15 protein-coding genes are annotated in these 17,262 nt (G+C 48.6%); 4 read left to right on the forward strand and 11 right to left on the reverse strand.

Translation table 11 applies throughout. The features are described from left to right. The 4 genes from J4G07_19425 to J4G07_19440 form a co-directional block, all read right to left on the reverse strand. A partial coding sequence (locus J4G07_19425; protein MCE2416160.1) for a hypothetical protein occupies positions 1 to 210 on the reverse strand: 210 nt, incomplete at its 3' end. A gap of 3 nt (positions 211 to 213) precedes the next feature. Then, on the reverse strand, positions 214 to 888 hold the full coding sequence (locus J4G07_19430) for a hypothetical protein (GenBank protein ID MCE2416161.1): 675 nt from the start codon (positions 886 to 888) through the stop codon (positions 214 to 216). Between the two features lie 2 nt (positions 889 to 890). Beyond that, positions 891 to 1,865 carry a PD40 domain-containing protein gene (locus tag J4G07_19435; protein ID MCE2416162.1) on the reverse strand — a complete coding sequence of 325 codons (975 nt, stop codon included), beginning with the start codon at positions 1,863 to 1,865 and terminating at the stop codon, positions 891 to 893. A gap of 623 nt (positions 1,866 to 2,488) precedes the next feature. After that, positions 2,489 to 3,445, reverse strand: coding sequence for a cyclase family protein (locus J4G07_19440; GenBank protein ID MCE2416163.1), 957 nt, complete (start codon positions 3,443 to 3,445; stop codon positions 2,489 to 2,491). Between the two features lie 181 nt (positions 3,446 to 3,626). Between J4G07_19440 and J4G07_19445 the strand changes: the two genes are divergently transcribed. Beyond that, a complete protein-coding gene (locus J4G07_19445; GenBank protein ID MCE2416164.1) occupies positions 3,627 to 4,517 on the forward strand; it encodes an EamA family transporter in 891 nt (296 codons plus the stop codon). 133 nt (positions 4,518 to 4,650) lie between these two features. Here J4G07_19445 and J4G07_19450 read toward each other — a convergent pair whose 3' ends face one another. From J4G07_19450 to J4G07_19465, 4 genes are all read right to left on the reverse strand, one after another. Further along, positions 4,651 to 5,625: a zinc-binding alcohol dehydrogenase gene (locus J4G07_19450; GenBank protein ID MCE2416165.1), complete on the reverse strand. Its 975-nt coding sequence runs from the start codon at positions 5,623 to 5,625 to the stop codon at positions 4,651 to 4,653. A gap of 198 nt (positions 5,626 to 5,823) precedes the next feature. Next, a complete protein-coding gene (locus J4G07_19455) occupies positions 5,824 to 8,319 on the reverse strand; it encodes a CehA/McbA family metallohydrolase (protein ID MCE2416166.1) in 2,496 nt (831 codons plus the stop codon). A 167-nt stretch (positions 8,320 to 8,486) separates the two neighbouring features. Beyond that, positions 8,487 to 9,482 (reverse strand): Gfo/Idh/MocA family oxidoreductase, encoded by a 996-nt coding sequence (locus J4G07_19460; GenBank protein ID MCE2416167.1) that lies wholly within the window; start codon positions 9,480 to 9,482, stop codon positions 8,487 to 8,489. Between the two features lie 214 nt (positions 9,483 to 9,696). Continuing rightward, complete coding sequence (locus J4G07_19465; protein MCE2416168.1) at positions 9,697 to 10,470, reverse strand: phytanoyl-CoA dioxygenase family protein; 774 nt, start codon at positions 10,468 to 10,470, stop codon at positions 9,697 to 9,699. A gap of 55 nt (positions 10,471 to 10,525) precedes the next feature. On the opposite strand from J4G07_19465, the gene J4G07_19470 reads away from it, so the two are divergent. After that, on the forward strand, positions 10,526 to 10,684 hold the full coding sequence (locus tag J4G07_19470; protein MCE2416169.1) for a hypothetical protein: 159 nt from the start codon (positions 10,526 to 10,528) through the stop codon (positions 10,682 to 10,684). Positions 10,685 to 10,720: 36 nt separating this feature from the next. On the opposite strand, the gene J4G07_19475 is transcribed toward J4G07_19470, so the two are convergent. Both J4G07_19475 and J4G07_19480 read right to left on the reverse strand, forming a co-directional pair. Continuing rightward, complete coding sequence (locus J4G07_19475; protein ID MCE2416170.1) at positions 10,721 to 11,497, reverse strand: ABC transporter ATP-binding protein; 777 nt, start codon at positions 11,495 to 11,497, stop codon at positions 10,721 to 10,723. 118 nt (positions 11,498 to 11,615) lie between these two features. Beyond that, the gene (locus tag J4G07_19480; protein MCE2416171.1) at positions 11,616 to 12,590 is read right to left on the reverse strand and encodes a Gfo/Idh/MocA family oxidoreductase; all 975 of its coding nucleotides are present in this window, start codon (positions 12,588 to 12,590) and stop codon (positions 11,616 to 11,618) included. A gap of 365 nt (positions 12,591 to 12,955) precedes the next feature. Between J4G07_19480 and J4G07_19485 the strand changes: the two genes are divergently transcribed. Beyond that, on the forward strand, positions 12,956 to 15,295 hold the full coding sequence (locus J4G07_19485; protein ID MCE2416172.1) for a TonB-dependent receptor: 2,340 nt from the start codon (positions 12,956 to 12,958) through the stop codon (positions 15,293 to 15,295). A gap of 316 nt (positions 15,296 to 15,611) precedes the next feature. On the opposite strand, the gene coaD is transcribed toward J4G07_19485, so the two are convergent. After that, positions 15,612 to 16,124 carry a pantetheine-phosphate adenylyltransferase gene (gene coaD / locus J4G07_19490; GenBank protein MCE2416173.1) on the reverse strand — a complete coding sequence of 171 codons (513 nt, stop codon included), beginning with the start codon at positions 16,122 to 16,124 and terminating at the stop codon, positions 15,612 to 15,614. A 232-nt stretch (positions 16,125 to 16,356) separates the two neighbouring features. Here coaD and J4G07_19495 point away from each other — a divergent pair, with 232 nt between their 5' ends. Further along, the gene (locus J4G07_19495) at positions 16,357 to 16,989 is read left to right on the forward strand and encodes a ThuA domain-containing protein (GenBank protein MCE2416174.1); all 633 of its coding nucleotides are present in this window, start codon (positions 16,357 to 16,359) and stop codon (positions 16,987 to 16,989) included. Positions 16,990 to 17,262 lie beyond the last annotated feature (273 nt).

Here is a 17,262-nt window from a genome sequence, read left to right on the forward strand (position 1 = left end):
CATGATATGCCTATCGGCACGAGCGAGGACGGTGTTAATTCCGTTCTCCTCAGCTTGCCGAAGGTCTGCCATAATTTGATGCGTCGTATAGTAATCCTCCATGGCTTTCGATGCCTCTGGAGAGTGATGTGAAATGCCACTATACGGATTACCGCCGATAATGAGTCGTGTGATACGATGGGATGCGATAGAAATTGTCGGTATTTTCATCGTTTATTTTACGTAGTCCTGTTTTTCTTTAGAAACTCGGAGATTCCGGGAACCTGCACTGGCGTTCAATTCTTTTTTTGTAAGGGTTTTATAAATTACACCATCCGGACGTGTATAAAGCGTAAGTTCGTAGGCATCGCTTGTTGGAACAGATGCTCCTGTTATGCTGTGGAAGCCGTTAGTTTGCAGTCTGGAACCGGTTCGGTGATATTCTCGCGGGAACAATTCCAATACGGGCATTTGCCAGATATAGATTTTTGAACCTGTTCCGTCATCAATTACGCCATGCGGTGTTCCCCATTCTTGAATTACCTTTGAGATATGCTTCTCCTTCCAATCCGATTCATGTATGCGGTTTTGATACTTTCTTGTGTCGGTTTTATGAATTACGCCATTTGAACGTGTATGGAAGATAAATTCATAGACGGTGTTATCTGATGCGAGCGTCTGCCATGTGTAAATTTTTGGATTTACCTCTCCACCGGTTATTTCATGGGGTGATCCCCATTTCTGAATAGCTTGTGAAATGTGCGTTCCTTTCCATAATTTCAAGGTTTGCCGTATCTCTTTTTCCGGTGATGGTTCGGATGTGTTCATGAAATATGTTGATGCCGAACACCCTGCAAACAAGAGGACTGCGATAAATGGGAAATATAAAGCGAATGCAAATCTGTTCATTTTCAATCCCCACCTTTGATCTCACCCCATGTGGTTGTGAGCAACTGCGGCTGTGGCGAGACAGGTAAAGCCGATGGATCAAACCAATCGCCTACATAATTGCTTCCATCGTGCGTAAGTTGCGTGGTGCCACGCGTCACGACATTGATTTTGAAAATCTGAGATTTATTTTGAAATGTCCGGGAAAAGACAAGTTCATCACCAGATGGTGCCCAAGCGACCACTTTTCCTCCCATGAGGAAAATCCCATCAACCATCCGTTGAAGTCCACTCCCATCGCGATTGGCGATATATATCGACTGCTGCGGCGGTTCTCGTCTATACAAGGGAAAAGCAATTTTGTTGTGAACAGGCGACCACGCCGGCTGCCACCTTCGCGCGTTATCATCCGGCAGAAGGGTCTCTTGTTTGCGGGTTTTTAGGTTGATAAATCGGATTTGGCGGCTCGCCCAATGAACCTCTCCATGGACAACATACGCGATTTCTGTTCCATTCGGGGACCAAACTGGCTGTCCACCATCCGCTTTTTCCATTTCAACAAGTCGGTTTACCGATGTTCCATCTGCCCTGGCAGTATAGATGCTAAAAAATTTAGTATTTTCGTCAAGTTGAGAATAAGCAATTTTTTTTCCATCAGGGGACCAGGCCGGGTGGTCTCTGTATGCGGGTGCCGTTCGAAACAGGGGTCGCTCACCGCCACCATCAGCTCGCATAATATAGAGATCACGCTCCCCACCTCGGTCAGAAACAAAGAGTATCGCCTCTCCCAGTGGTGAGCAGACCGGATTGACATCGCGGGAGCGGTGGTTGGTTAATCTCGCCTGTTGACTGCCATCGGGATTCATCATATAAATTTCCGAATTGCCATCCCGATTGGACGAAAAAATTATTTTTTCACTTGTGAGCGGTTTCGCAGAGACGGAACACATCAGTCCTAAACTTAAGCAATAGCAGAAGAAAACACGTAGCATTTTCATGGAAAATCTCCCTCACCGTTATGCGTGGGTTGTTCCAAATCTAAAATATCTGATTTATGCTTCAAATGCGCTGGGGCTGTACGCTCTACCAGTAAATACTCGCAATAGGTTATCAGGACGGTTTGCCACACAAACCTTTCAGTTATCGGCTATCGGTAAAAGAGGGTGTTTCCCTTGTTAAACGAAAACCTCTTAGCCGACCACCGACAACTGACAATCAACAACTATACTATAAACAGAGAAGTAGCAATTTCTATGCCAATTTATAGTAATGTGTGGGCAGGCACAAGACCTGCCCCTACAATCGTTTTTCCAAATGGAATTACCGAAATATTTTATTAAAACGCATGAAACCTTGCCAGCGGCGGTGGGGTTCGTTCGGGGTTAGAAACCTCGACAGCGGCGGAGGGGGTTCACTCATTGAACAACTGTTTACATACTTTCGGATTTTACGATAAAACGATGGAAAAAACAGGACATATTACGGATTTAGGGAGTATGGCGTGTGCGCCTGCTGCACGAAACGGGGCAAACAGGCAGATACATGCACGGATTTGTGCAGATACGGGGATAGGAAAAAGAAGCAGTATGGGACAGCACGGCGGCTGTCCCACGATTAAAAACTATCGGATGGCGATCGGATTGCCGGGAGAACCCGTCGCACCTTTGAGACGTAGCGGTGCGAAACTGAAGGCGAATTCGTAAACCTTCGCTGCTGCTAACTCCTCCGTGATTATGTTCTCAAGGTTGTAGATACCGTGCTTGACAATAAACAGTTGATGCACTGGAAATGCGAGAGTTTCATCGGGATTCGGGACAACTTCAATTCCCCAATTATCGGCACACAACATCACAATTTTCTGATCGACGAGGTATTGTCCCGCCTCCATGCCGATGCCGGGTTCTGTGGTCCCGTAGCGATCGTTGTCTGTCATCCAAAATTTACCCCAACCGGTGTGGATGATAACGACATCGCCGGGCGTAATCTGGACATCCTGTTTTTTCAAGGCGCCCTCCAGATCAGCACGCGTAATTTCATAACTGTCACCGAGGCACTCAACGCCTTTATAACCCGCGACATCAATGAGGACACCGCGCGTTACGATGGGTCCCACATTCTCAACACCGAGTTCCGTGAGTCCTTCGGCTTTCGCGAAATCGCGCTGGTGCAATCCGTTGTAGTAGAGGTCACCGATACCGATGTGCCCGAGTCCGTCGAATTGCGTGCCGACTTGACCGATCTCGCCACTAAAAATTTCCTCAAACCACGTTGTTTTGTTCTCACCGAGTGGACCCGACATCGCTGGAATCCGCAGGCTATAATGCCGCGTTCCGAAGACAGGGATCCCGCTTTCGTAGACTCTACCGAGTTGAAAAACTTCACCGTTCTTAATCAAATTTGCGGCTTCCAACACTTTCTCCGGGGTTAATCGGTTTACAGCACCCCGCCGATCATCTGCCCCCCATTCGGAGGGAAACCACGATTCTTGCGTGAGGGTAACGGTTGCTGTGAGGGCAAGTATACCGAAGACAAGCCCAAATAGAATAAAACGCTGGTATTTTTTCGACTTTTTGAACATAATTACCTCCTGGAATAATCGTCAACCGTCAGGGCGGATTTTTCCAAAAAATCCTTTCAGCTGTCAGTCGCAAGAGGTTAATACCAAACAAAATCCTCTTAACTGATTACCGAATCACTGATTACTGACAGTCATTAACGAACAGATACAGACCCTGTACCTACAGATGACAAGGGGTTCTATGGACCTTACTTCAATTGCCTTAATTTTGCTGTCAGCATTTTGCCATGCCTTATGGAATTTCTATAGTAAATCGAGTAGAGATACACGAATTCTCTTTTTTTGGTGCGGATTTTACACCGTAGCCATAGCGTTCATTGCCTTTGGTATCAAACATCCGGTAGTTCCGAAACCGGTATGGGGATATATTGCTGGCTCTGCCTTTGTTCACCTGTTATACAAGCTGTCTTTGACGCACGCTTATACCGTTGGTGAGATTTCATTCGTCTATCCGATTGCGCGCGCCGCACCAGCTTTCCTACCGCTCTTCGCCTTTCTTTTCCTAAAGGAACGAATTTCCGTGCAAGGTCTGATAGGTATCTTATGTGTGATGATCTCCATAGTGGTCTATCAACAACGCGAAAAGCACATCCAATTCAAAACATTCTTTCGCTACCTTCGCAAACCGGATTCCCTCTGGGCTTTTGCGACCCTGGCGAGTGTCATTGGGTACTCACTGATAGACAAACAAGGGATGTCTGAATTTCACCGCTATTCGGCGGATACCCCTTTATGGCGAGCCGTGATCTACTATTTAATGGAGAACAGTATCTCACAAGTATTTTACGGGTTGTCCTGTCTTGCTCGGTTTCCACACCAACAGATTGTCCGGATTGGACGCACGGAATGGAAGCGGGCATTCGCTATTGTCGGGCTCTCGTTGGTATCCTATTCACTTATCCTCTACACCCTGATGACAGAAAAGGTCAGCTACGTGACCGCTGTTCGTCAGTGTTCTGTCATTTTCGTTGTTCTGCTGGGTGGATATGCCTTGAAAGAAACCTATACAAAACGTCGCTTGATCGCGGCTGTTGTAATGATACTCGGTATCTTTTTGATCGCCAATTTTTAATTATACCTTGCGGTTAAACGACGTGCGTTAAGAGTTTATCGTGCGTTCCTCAAATCCGCCTGCGCCGGTGTTGCAGGCTACGTTTTTCGGAGCGAAGCGGCGCGCAGAACGAAAGTCTAATCATTAAAAAACTTCAACCGAAGGAGACACCCAATTTGACGCTCCGTTCAGGGTGATTGTCCATCTCTATGTAGGCTTCGACTGACTCTTCAAACGGCACGACTGGATCAACGACCCCTTCACAGTCAAATCGTCCTGCAGCAAGCCACTTCCAACAGGTATCAATAATACGCTTGAAATTCCAACGCGGATGATCGCGGTTCGGATCACTGTTGGCGCGTGCGAAGATGATGTTCGGAATATTGACGTGTGCGACAGCACCGAGATCAAGTCCACCTGTACACGCTTTTGCGCGTCCAGCGTAGACGATTGTTCCCTCAAAAGTGACGCTGCGGAGGGCATCATCGAGTGCTTCGTAGATTGCACTGGTTTCTACAGCCACATCAACGCCAAGCCCGCCAGTCGCTTCTTTGAGCACCTCACCGACATTGCAGGCAGTCGGGTCAATAACAAGTTCTGCCCCTGTCTTTTCAGCGACTTTCCGCCGTCTTTCAATCGGATCTACGGCAGCAACAAAGTCAGCACCTGCGATTCTCGCCATCTGGACGGTCATCAATCCAATTGCACCAAGCCCAAAGACCGCAACGCGCTCACCAACGCGAACTTTTCCATCACGAATCGCGGACATCGCAAAATGCGCTGGATCGTAGCAAACTGCCTGTTTCCACGTCATCTGATCGGGCATCTTGAGAAGCCGGTTTGCGCCCCATGTGTGTGTCTCCTTGAGGTGTCCGTGGCTGGCGACGCGTTCTCCAATCTCGAACCCTTCAACGTTGTCCCCGATCTCAATTATTTTTCCGACACACATATTCCCAAGTGTCAGTGGAAAATTTGCGTTGTTGTATCCGTAGTACGCCGTCAGTTCGGTACCGCGTTTGGGTGCACCAAAATCGACTTGAACCCGGACACTGTCCTCTGGAACAGGTCCGTCCTCATATTCTCTCAAAACGGGTTGCCGAGGCGCGACGGCTACTAATTCCCTTGGCATCTTTTTCTCCTTCAAAAATATAAGTGAAACCCAACATTAAGTTGGATTGTTGGGTTTCGCTGTATCCGTTTTCATGAAAGATTCATTGAAAAACAATGTTTCCATTGAGACTTGATAGATCTCGGTCTTCACCGCTCACCCCAACCTACGGGACTACCTTACTGGTGAACGGAGAACCCACGGAGTGTGCCTACTACTTTAATGCGGGATACCCAATTGATGCATCCGACGGTGAATTGCCTCTCGCGCCTCTTGGAACGGACGAGAGAGGAATTCCAAATGGTCATCCTCGCCGTGATGGTGTGTCACAGTTCCGTGTTCATGGTGGCGCGCTGTATGTTGGATATAGGATAACCCACCCTCAATCAAGGTCAACATATAGTTCGCTGTCTCTGGATCAAACATCCACCACTCACCACCGACTGCTATGTAGACAGGGGAGGTATGGGCGATGATGCCGCGTCCCCATCCATCGTGGTGCGGAACGGCTTGTGCGTAGTTCGGTCCACCGCATCGCGCAGCAATCCACGAGTGTTTGTCCACTTTCAGATTCGCCTTCAGGCGTAGATGCGCTTTGCCGTCTTTGTCCTCAGTCGAAGCGACGACGTGTCCCGCCTGAATAATCTGCAAGGTGTGGATAGGGAAGATGGAATCTGCGGAGGCTTCAACTTCAACAGTGCCACCGTTACCGGGCAGATTAATCGTGCTACCGATCGGCTGTCCATCGACGGTAAGACGGATCATGGGACCGCCACTGAGGAAGGTGTTTCCAGCACTCATGTATTTGCACCAGTTATCGTAATTGAATTCCTCATTGTCGGGAATGTGGACGTAGGTGCGATAAACGCCTACCGGGACATCACTACTCATCTTATCTGTCCCACCAACGAGCGGCAATTTATAGCCACAGTTGAGATAACGGTAGTATTCGAGGTGTCCATACATCGCATTGGTGAGGTACTCGACAGCATCTACGCGCCCGGTGGCGATGAGTGTTGCTGGTTCACAATTCGGGTTTGGAATGTGTGGCAATACAACGGTACCGCCCTGTGCGTGGCATGCATCTGCCCAATGAGAAAGCGTGACCTCCATATTTCCACCGAGTTCGGCTTCCCCAGGACCATCCGAACACCACGGTGCGACCTGCTCTTTTAAACCGAGGAGCGTGAGATGCCCGAGGAGGTGTTGGCGATTCTCCTGCGTCGCATAGACAATGCTCCGTCCATCAGCAGACGTTGTGGGTCTCCCGATGAACTCCTCTGTATTCGTAAAGAGATGCCCCCACTGCGAAAGGAGAAGGTTGACAACACCGAGGTCCTCGCCTTGTGCTTCGGTATGTGCCCCCTGCGTAGAAAGGAAATGAACATGCGTATCGCCGCTGAAATAGCGTTCGGCGTTCATATTGCACCACCGTTTTAAGCGCAGCGTCAACTCGCGTTGTCCGGGTTTTATGTTGACGGTGGTTCGCAGCGGTGTGTATTCAAAGCCGCGAGCAACATCAACGATAACTTCTCCGCGCGGTAACCATCCCTGACAGGTGCCGTCAATATAGGCGTAACTAATCTGTCCGAGTCGCACATCACCCCCGACATCGACGTGCCATGTCCCCATGTTGGAATTGACGTGTGCATGGTGTCCGTGCGGTGCATACGGCACACCGTGCGGGGAACGGAAATGGACACGACACGGCACGGGTCTGTTCGTATCCTCGTCAATCACGGTGGTATGCACCCAGTTCCTGCCGGAGTCGATGACTTCTACCTTCACCCGTTCGTTGGGTTGAACGACCCCTTTTTCTTCAACTTCGCCCCAATTGACAGTGCCGAGCGTCTCACCTTGGTTTTTGACTTCAACGCTTGCGGAGGGAGTCGCGGATACTTCAACATACGCCGGACTGCTTTTGTTGTTTTGGGATTCACCCCACCCCTTGAAATCGTCATCAATAAAGGCATCGGGCGCGTTTTCTGGCAACGGATACGGATAGGTTGCAACGCCACGGTCAACATTAACTTCCATATCAAAAGGTTTGTCGGCATCCTGAGATTGAGGAAGCGTGATTTTGACTTCGCGGCGCGGACGGCGCGGGATCGGGTTCTCGTCAAGATAACCGAGCGTAATTGCTGCAACAATAAAACGCCGTTCTTGCGGTTGGATTTCAATTGATGCGATTTCAACGCCATCTCTGGGATTCTTCCATATCCACAAATAGTAGTCGCGCGGCGTCCCTTGGCTCACTTCTGTTTGTCGGTTGCCAGCGGATCCCCAAGGTCCCTCGTGTCGTGGCGACAAACTTTCCTGTCGGTCCGGTATAGCAAGGAACGTCTGTTGCCCCCACCCCTGTGGCACACTGCCGATCTCAAAGCGTTCTCGAATTGGGATACTCACCGTTTCACCATCAGTGTAACGGAAAACATAATTGGCAATAAGTCTGCCGATCGGTTCGCCTTCAGGAATGCGTGACTCCAGCAGACGATGCACAAAGATAACACACTTCGGATTCGCACCGACTGGAACTTGGATGGGGTCGGTGTTAACACCTTCGCCGAATCCCAGAAAACATTTTTCACCTTCAGAGATATTGAACGGAAGCCCGTGAAATGTTTGCTGTCCCACTGTTGGCACTGTGTTAGCACCGATTATTTCTGCGTCAACATTACATAATTTGGAAAGAGAAATGGGCTGATAGTCTTGCATTTTTTAAATTTTCCTTGCGGAGAAACAACGGGCGTTTGAACTTTGACGTGTGTTGCTCATATCTGAAGAAACACCCAAGCAAAAACCCCTCCACTTCGTTACGGGCTACGGGTTTTGATGCTATCTTAAAAAGTAAAGGGCGTGAGACAACCGACAACTGAAAACTACTATAGCGGAAAATCAATTGACTGTCCCTGTTCAGAGGAGATATAGAACGCTTGCATCAACTCTGTGAGGTTCCGTCCATCTTGGATGGTAATCGTCATTGGTTCATCGCGAAGAATCGCGTTAATCCACTGTTGGATCGGTTCAGGTGGTGCCGCGGGTGCGTTGGCGATGTATTCTGCCTTCTCCTCATCAGAAAGCTTACGGGTTTCAAAATGCATCTCGCCGTGTCCTGCGGCAAACGAACCTTCCGTGCCGTAGATTTCCAGCAGATTCGGACCGGAACGGTGCGTCCACGCAACATCAATCACACCGAGTGCTTTGTTTGCGAACTCAACGACTGAAACACTGTTGTCATCAATCGGAAAATTGCCAGTGAAGTTGTTAATCTTAGCGATAGCACTCTTCGGTTCCCCCATCAACCACCGGATAACATCAACACGGTGACACCCTAAGTCAAAGAGGGCACCGCCGCCTGCGCGTTCTGGATCTGCAAACCACGCGCTCGTTCCGCTAAACCAACTATCCAGTGCGGCGGAATGCGCAATCCGTCCCCTACCGAACGTTATATCACCAATCAGTCCGTCATCAATCGCCTTTTTCGCAAACAGGATTTCAGGGTTCGCCCGCGAAGGCAACGAAATCATGAACTTCACACCCGCTTTCTCGACGGCTTCGATAATCGGATCGCACTCTGCGACGGTAATTGCGAGTGCTTTCTCTGTAAAGATATGTTTTCCGGCTTCAGCGGCGGCAATCATCACACGCGGATGGTCGGACGTAATCGCGTCAACGGCGACTGCATCTACGTCGTCACGGCTGAGGACTTCATCAAGGTCGGTGTAGAACGGGACTTCGTATTGTTCTGCTGCTGCTCTTCCACCGTATTCCTCTTCGTCCCAGACGGCAACGAGTTCGGTTTCAGGGTTTTCGTTAATTTTTCGGGCATAACCACCGGCGTGGACATGCGCCATACTAATCTTTGCGACTCTAATCATTTTTTTAATTTTCCTTGCGGTTCGATCAGAGCGGATTTAGAATTTGAAGTGCCATTCCGTAGATCCGCCCTCCATTTCATTACGGGCTATGTTTCGTTTTTCTAATAGGACTTACGCAATCCCGTGATTTTGCTTAACTATCAATCCGGGTATCTCTAAAAAATGTGGAAGATGCGTCAATAGTTAAAGCCCTAAAAACAGTTAACTTCTTGATTTATATGATTCTTCCAACCGAAGAGCGGGTTGCGAGATGGTTCCAACCACGAAGCACCAATTTGACATTGGTGTGGCGGTTTTCGGATTCGATTTCATCATCGCCGGCAAGCATTTGAACGAGAACACTCTTTCGCGTTTGGTTTGAGCGGTTCGGCATCGAGCCGTGTAAGGTAAAGTAACTAAAGAAAAGCACGTCTCCTGGTTCCGCTTCTAATATGGTTGCATTCTCAATCGGATATTGCTCGGTTACCTCAGCATTCGCACCGCTCCCCATCATGCCATCGGTGCGCCCCAATTCCTTGTGAGAACCCGGATAGACGCGGACACACCCCATTTCATCAGTGGCTTCTGAGACGTAGATCATAGCAGCCATCATGGTGTCTTTGACGGAGGGGAAGTACTGCCAATCTTGGTGCATCGGGAAAGGAGCCCCTTGTTCCGGTGGTTTGCAAAAGAGTTTGGAATGGTGGAGCATAATATTCGGTCCGAGGATGGCTTCGGTCACATCAAGAAACTTCTCTTGCAAGAATGCCTGCATCCAGACCCCAGAGAAACTTTGAATATTGTGGGTATGGATGATCACAGATTCACCACCATCAAGCGCATCCATCAATCTGCCACCCCAGCGTGCATTGACGTTCTCATCACTTTTGAGGAGTTGATCGACGACCCGATCGAAGTCGTTTTCCATCGCAGTGATTTCTTCAGACGAATAGACACCTTTGGCGAAGTAGTATCCGTTTTCGTGAAAGAATTTTCCGATATCTGACATTATGTTTTTGTAACCTCCAGATTTTTAATTTTACCTTGCGGCGTAGAAAAGTGATATGAAAATTGAAGGTTTTCACTTAAGAGTCGCCTGCGTGTTTTTGCAAACGCTTACGGACGGGCGAGCATCTGCCACTTCGTTGCAGATGCTCGCCCGTCCGAAAAAATCCAATGCGAAGAAAGTATTTCTGCGTATTGTTGCAGGCTACTCATTATAGGTTGTCCTGCAGGTTTCCTCTATAGGGAACCTACGCCTACGCGAAAAGCCCATTCAACCAACTTAAGGTTGGACCTTCTATGCTATCATTTTCTGTAACTTCCTTTTGCAACCTGCTAAATGTGTTGAAGACAGCGAATTGGCCGTTGTCCAAGATTCCGACGCGATTTTCGACGTGCAAGTCAGAACCACACAATCGACGGACATCCTCAAGACGATTGGTAGCAATTACGACAGTTTTGTCCATCGCTTGGAGTTCATTGAGAAGCTCAGTCATCTCGACCTGTCCACCCGGATCAAGCGGTGCAAGGGGCTCATCAAGCAACCATAAATACGGTTCGTGCAGAAAGGTTTTGGCGAATAAAAGTCGATGTCGTTCCCCTGTTGATAGAATACCAATTTTGACCGCACGGAGGTGCTGAATGTCCATTAATTCAAGCACTGCATCGATTGCTCCCACGCGCTCCCGCTTCTCTAATTTGTATGCAGCGGCGAAAAAATTGAGGTAATTTACGACAGACAATTCAGGATACCCTTCAAAGGCGACGGGGATATACCCGATGCTTGGACGCACCTGTTTCAGGTTCTCAAATGCATTAACGCCATCAATAGAGACAGTCCCCGATGTCGGTTCGACTAAGGTCGCCAATATATTAAGTAAGAGCGTTTTACCTGAACCATTCTTACCGAGTAGGACGAGGCACTCTCCGGCTGCCACCTGAAACGTGAGTTCCGTCAAAATGGGTTTTTTGTCAAAGGATTTGGACAGATTTTGGACATCCAACACTTCCTCTCTCCCATGATTCGCTCTCATTCTTGGAAGAAAGACCGGAAGATTGGAAGGATGGGATCCTTATCCTTCCCCCCTTTCATCCATCCATCCCAATGCCTTTCATCCTTCAATATATGTTTTGTGTGTAAGTCCAGTTCCATTAACTCAGATCGACCTTGACGGGTGTGCCGAGTTCAGCGGATTGCCATGCGGCTTCGGTCAATTGGATGACCCGCAAACCATTCTCAACACCGATCGGGTTCTCTGTGCGTTCACCCCGGATGAGTTCAATAAAGGCGACATCTTTGTTAGCTTGTTCTGGCATTTCAGATGTATCAACGAGTTCTGATGTGCCATCCCTTTCTTGACGATAGAGTTGCCCCTCTCGGAGATGGAGCGCGCCCTCCTCCAACCAGAGGGAAAAAGCTTCTCGAACGCCGCCATACGCATGTCCGACAATGCTGATATTGCACAATGCGCCAGTATCAAATTTAATGGACATCGCCGTGAGCACGTCCACCTCAATATCCAAGTTATCTATCATTGCGAAGACAGTGTCGGGACTCGCTTCCAATACCCAAAGGAGAATATCAATCAGATGGCTTCCTGAGTCGTTGAGTTGTCCACCACCGCCGAGGAACGGGTCTTGTCGCCATTTTCCCTGCTGATTCCGATACCAATTCTCGCCCCCGAGCTCACCACTCTGGACGACTTGGCGACAGTATTGATAGGTGGGGCTCAAATGCCGTTGGTACCCTATCATCAGGTGTAAACCGGTCTCTTCCACCTTCGTAATCACCTGCTTGGCATGATCCACCGTGCAAACCATCGGTTTCTCGGTATGGACGTGGCAGCCTCTATCAAGTGCATCCATGATATGCTGGAAATGGAGACCGTGCGGGGAACTAATGACGACGGCATCCGGTTTGACGGCATCTAACATCTCAACGTGGTCGGTGTAAGTGGGAAGCGACTCGTCCAAACCGACAGTCTCTTTGAATGCCTCAAGCGACGCTTCACTTGGATCTGCGAGGGCGACAATCTCTACACCTTCAACACTTGAGACACTGCGTCCGTGCCCACGTGCGTTGCCACCACATCCGATGAATGCAAAGTTTAATTTCTGTTTTGACATACCTGCTCCTGTTTCGTTGTCTGTTAATCTGACCCTTGTTGTTCTAACCACGCGATAACTCTTTCGCAGTGCGGAGCATATCGGACTCTCCATGGAAAATAGAATATCACGAAATGTGTTTTACGTGCAAGAGAAGAAATTAGAGGAAAGGAATTAGAGTTCTCGTCCTGTTGCTGTCGAGTGTTCAACAAATGAACGCTATTGCACAAATTATGGCGAATTATGGCGAAAATATGCGAAAATCGCTTATTTCAATGCAAAATTGCGTCTGGCATGCAATTTGCAACACGTAAAACACAGGTTGCAGATAACATTGTGCACCTGAACACCACACAGTAGCGTAAAATTCACAGGAGGACGCTATCATGCAAAAATTGCTCTATCTTATTCTAATCATAAACCTAAGTCTATCATTGAGTTGGATTCCCAACGCACACACGGACGCGGAAAAAGACTGTGACATGGACGTTGTGGAAGTGGAGGAAGTCACAGTAACAGCAACGCGCGCTGAGAAAGAACCTTTCAAAACGCCTAACGCTATTACTGTTCTTAACCTCAAACAGTTGGAACGGACCAACGCAGAACACGCGTCCAACCTACTTCGTGATGCCGTCGGTGTTAGCGCACAACAAACAACAGTTGGACAGGGTTCTCCATTACTCCGAGGATTGACTGGCTATCAGACGTTGATACAGGTCGACTGGGTTCGCCTGAATAATTCCACATTTCGTTCGGGACCCAATCAGTACACGGCAACCATCGGACCAGAGATGTTAGATCGCGCAGAGGTGTTACTCGGTTCAAGCTCGATGTTATATGGAAGCGGTGCTATGGGGGGTGTCGTGAGTTTCTTTACGAAAACGGTTCCGATCAATCCAGCACAACAAACTTGGGATATACACCCACGACTCTTTGCTCGTTATACGACAGCCACACAGGAACGACTGGGTCGGTTAGAGGTAACAGGAAACAAAGGACGATTTGGATTCATCGCTGGCGGTGGTGTGCGATTTTATGGAGATATGAACCCTGGGAGTGGGTACGATCTCCATTACAAAAATCGGAAGTTTGAAATCGTGAACGAAATGCCAAGCGGCGTGAAACTCTATGACTATGATGAGATCAGTAAGTTGTCAAAAGATAATATCCCCGAGAGATGGCTCATTGACACCGAGGGTCCGCTGGGCTGGAAAGCCTACGATGCCGATGCAAAAATTGCGTATCAACTCAGCGATACAAGCACTCTCAACGTTGCCTACCAGATGTGGAAGCAGCCGCAAACTCCGCGCTACGATAAAATCGCGCCCCAGGAGTTTGACGAATTCTTTTTTGAGCCGCAAAATCGTGATCTCGTTTATGCCAATTATTTAGTAACCCCGGCAGCGGGAAGCCTCGACTCGTTCCGTTTGACCGCCTCTTATCACCGTCAAAAAGAGGGACGAAATGAGGTAGTCCTCGACGCGACATCCCGACGGCAGCGATATGACACGGTTAACACGATCGGTTTAAGCGCGCAAGCCGTTAGCTCAATCCTGCCTCGGCAACGCTTGGTCGGTGGCGGTGAATTCTACATGGACATGATCCAGAGTCGGACCGTCAAAACTGATCTTAAGACAGGCACAGAAGATATTAATGAAGACGTTGGGCGTTTCATCAACGGTTCTCAGTTCTGGGATGCGAGTCTGTATCTTCAAGATGAAATTACGTTACATGACCGTGTGGAACTCACACTCGGCGGTCGTGCTACATTTTATCAAACCAATGCAGATCTCTCTGTCCGAGACAAGGCTTTTGATGCCTTCAATGCATTCGACAACAGTTTGACTGGAAGTGCTGGTGTGGTTGTCAGTTTGACGGAGTATCTGAACTTCGTCAGCAACTTTGGAACAGCGTTTCGTGCGCCTTCGTTGAACGACACAACAGCGGTGGAAGTCACCAATGAGGGTGTCACAGCACCGAGTCCCGATCTTGGACCGGAAACTTCGTGGACAGTTGAGAGCGGTCTCAAGGCGAAACATTCCTACTTCCGTGGTGCCCTGACACTCTTCCACAGTCGGGTTAGCGGTTTAGTGGCGCGCAAACCTGTTCAAGAGGCGTATGCTGGCGAAACACTCCCGCAACTCCACCAAGATCTCATCACAGAATACGAAGGAATTGACGTACTCGTGTTTGATAATGTCGATGAAGCACAGTTTCAAGGGATTGAATTAGCAGGGTTAATACCGATTGATCCGGTCTGGTCGGTCTTTGGTAATGCGGCATTGATACGCGGGGAAGTCCTCAAAATTGGGGGCAAAGCACCAGATCCGAGTAAGCCGTGGGAAGCACGTACTCGGAGAGAACCGCCGTTGAACGGGATCGTTGGAGTCCAGTGGGAACCGGTGAATACGCAGTATTGGGCGATGCTCTATGTGCGCGCTGCGGCTGATCAGAGACGGTTGAACCGGAGCGATATTCGCGACCCACGGATGCCGGGAAAAACACGCGATCCAGCCGAAGTTGAATTCGATTCCAATGGCTATGCAGTAGATGCCGGGACACCGGGATGGTGGACACTCAACGTCCGCGGCGGGATTAGACTCTTCGATGACACACGCTTGACGTTGACCCTTGAAAACCTGCTCGATCAACGGTATCGTCCACACGGCACTGGTGTAAACGCGCCAGGTTTCAACGTGAGCCTGAGTCTGGACAATCGGTTTTAGTGGTTATCAGTTTGCCTCGCAGTGAGAGTTAAGAGGTTTTTCGGTAACAATTCAAACACTATTGGAGTCGTCCAAACTGGGAATAATTGTTACTAAAGTAACGTGAACGTGAGTTTGATAAAAGTGTGAAGTTGGGTTTCGCTACCGGTATTGATACAGAAAGTGGTCCTGAAAAACGAAATATCTGTTCATATTACGCGGCTTTCTATGGGTGTTTACCGCTCTACCTAGGGGAAACACCCAAGCAAAAACACCTACAGATTTATTCTCAAACTGGCATTACAAAGTAGCCGCTTAACTGATGACTGACAACCATTTATAGTACATCAAATTTCTTTTTGATAAATTCGACCACAACTGCCGGTACCATCTCCCGCAATTTCTCCGCACTCACCTTCCGTTGTGCCATCTGCACAACCTCCATCACAAGCGTTGAACTGATATGCGCATATTGCGTATTTGCCATCATAAAGAGGGTATCAATGTCGGGAGCAATCTGTTGATTCATCCGCGCCATCTTGAATTCCCATTCAAAATCGGAGATCTCGCGTAAACCCCGGATAATGGCACACGCCCCCCGTGTCTGTGCGTAATGCACCGTCAATCCGGTATAGCCATCAATCGTGGCTTGCGGATACGGTTCAATGACGGCCTGAAGCATTTCGGTGCGTTCGTCAAGTGTGAAACGCGCCGGTTTGGCAGGATTGACACCAATGGCAACGACAAGTTCATCAAAGACACCAAGGGCGCAAATCCGATCAATGAGATCGGCGTGTCCGTTGGTGACGGGGTCGAAACTCGCGGGGAAGATGGCGATTTTCTTTGGCATATTTTTTAATTTTTCCTTGGGGAGGAACAACGGGCGTTTGAAGGATAACAGGCGTTCTTTATATCCGCTCTCCATTTCATTACGAGCTACAGGTTTTGATACTACCTTCAAATTTTATCACAAATGCTTGCGTAAAGCAAGTCCTCCTATTTTTAGCAAAAATCAAAAAAAGTTGCTTGTATTTTTGCACGCGTGATATAATAGCCCTATTACATAGCAAGGAGGCTAACTCATGGGAAAAATTAATACACTTGTCTTTGCAGGCGGAGCAATCCATGACTGGAAAGGCTGTAGTGATGAAATTGTGAAGGTGCTCTCACAGCGAGATGAATTTGAGATTACCAGAGTCGAGGAAGACCTGGATGCTCTCGTTTCACCGAATTTAGATTCGTATGATCTCATCGTCTTCTATTACACAATAGGTGAGATTTCGGACGCGCAGAAGAACGGTTTGCTGAACCATGTCGCTTCGGGTAAAGGCTACGTCGGTGTGCACTCGGCGGCGGATTCGTTCCGCGGGTGTCCAGAGTACCGGTCAATGGTAGGTGGTTATTTCGTTACACATCCGCGCTATCGTGACTACCAAGTCAGCATCGTCGATAGTGAACACGAAATCACAGAAGGGCTCGACGAGTTTGTCGTGACAGATGAGCAGTATATCCTTGATTACGATCCTCGGAACCATATACTTGCGTCAGCATTATGGCAAGGTGCCGCGGCACCGGTAGCATGGACAAAGAACTGGGGCGAAGGTAAAGTTTTCTATCTCGCGCTCGGCCACGACGCAGCAGCGTGTCAACACGAGATGTTTGGGAGACTTCTGGAGCGCGGTGCCCTTTGGGCAGGTAGCAACGGTGCCGAATAAACGCTAAGTCTTTTGTTATAGCGAATATCTTTCTTAGTGAAGCGCGAGGTCCCTGTAATATAGGTTGCCCAACAACTTTTCTTAAACCTCGCGCTCACTGTTACGCTACATTCTTCGCATTGCGTTTTTTAAATAGCAACAGAAAAGCGTCAGTGACCCCCAACTAAAGTTTGGGGGACTTGTGCGAAGCGCAGGTTTCCAAGCGTCCACTCCACAAGTTAAACCACTTTCTACACACAATATCACCGTATCTTGGCGTGGCAGCCGAAACAA

The organism is Candidatus Poribacteria bacterium (genome assembly GCA_021295715.1).
Classification (GTDB): domain Bacteria; phylum Poribacteria; class WGA-4E; order WGA-4E; family WGA-3G; genus WGA-3G.

What these genes read in the sequence shown, in the direction of transcription:
- J4G07_19430 (MCE2416161.1), bottom strand. Translation starts at nt 888, where the DNA reads ATGAACAGATTTGCATTCGCTTTATATTTCCCATTTATCGCAGTCCTC.
- J4G07_19435 (MCE2416162.1), bottom strand. Translation starts at nt 1,865, where the DNA reads ATGAAAATGCTACGTGTTTTCTTCTGCTATTGCTTAAGTTTAGGACTG.
- J4G07_19440 (MCE2416163.1), bottom strand. Translation starts at nt 3,445, where the DNA reads ATGTTCAAAAAGTCGAAAAAATACCAGCGTTTTATTCTATTTGGGCTT.
- J4G07_19445 (MCE2416164.1), top strand. Translation starts at nt 3,627, where the DNA reads ATGGACCTTACTTCAATTGCCTTAATTTTGCTGTCAGCATTTTGCCAT.
- J4G07_19450 (MCE2416165.1), bottom strand. Translation starts at nt 5,625, where the DNA reads ATGCCAAGGGAATTAGTAGCCGTCGCGCCTCGGCAACCCGTTTTGAGA.
- J4G07_19455 (MCE2416166.1), bottom strand. Translation starts at nt 8,319, where the DNA reads ATGCAAGACTATCAGCCCATTTCTCTTTCCAAATTATGTAATGTTGAC.
- J4G07_19460 (MCE2416167.1), bottom strand. Translation starts at nt 9,482, where the DNA reads ATGATTAGAGTCGCAAAGATTAGTATGGCGCATGTCCACGCCGGTGGT.
- J4G07_19465 (MCE2416168.1), bottom strand. Translation starts at nt 10,470, where the DNA reads ATGTCAGATATCGGAAAATTCTTTCACGAAAACGGATACTACTTCGCC.
- J4G07_19470 (MCE2416169.1), top strand. Translation starts at nt 10,526, where the DNA reads ATGAAAATTGAAGGTTTTCACTTAAGAGTCGCCTGCGTGTTTTTGCAA.
- J4G07_19475 (MCE2416170.1), bottom strand. Translation starts at nt 11,497, where the DNA reads ATGAGAGCGAATCATGGGAGAGAGGAAGTGTTGGATGTCCAAAATCTG.
- J4G07_19480 (MCE2416171.1), bottom strand. Translation starts at nt 12,590, where the DNA reads ATGTCAAAACAGAAATTAAACTTTGCATTCATCGGATGTGGTGGCAAC.
- J4G07_19485 (MCE2416172.1), top strand. Translation starts at nt 12,956, where the DNA reads ATGCAAAAATTGCTCTATCTTATTCTAATCATAAACCTAAGTCTATCA.
- coaD (MCE2416173.1), bottom strand. Translation starts at nt 16,124, where the DNA reads ATGCCAAAGAAAATCGCCATCTTCCCCGCGAGTTTCGACCCCGTCACC.
- J4G07_19495 (MCE2416174.1), top strand. Translation starts at nt 16,357, where the DNA reads ATGGGAAAAATTAATACACTTGTCTTTGCAGGCGGAGCAATCCATGAC.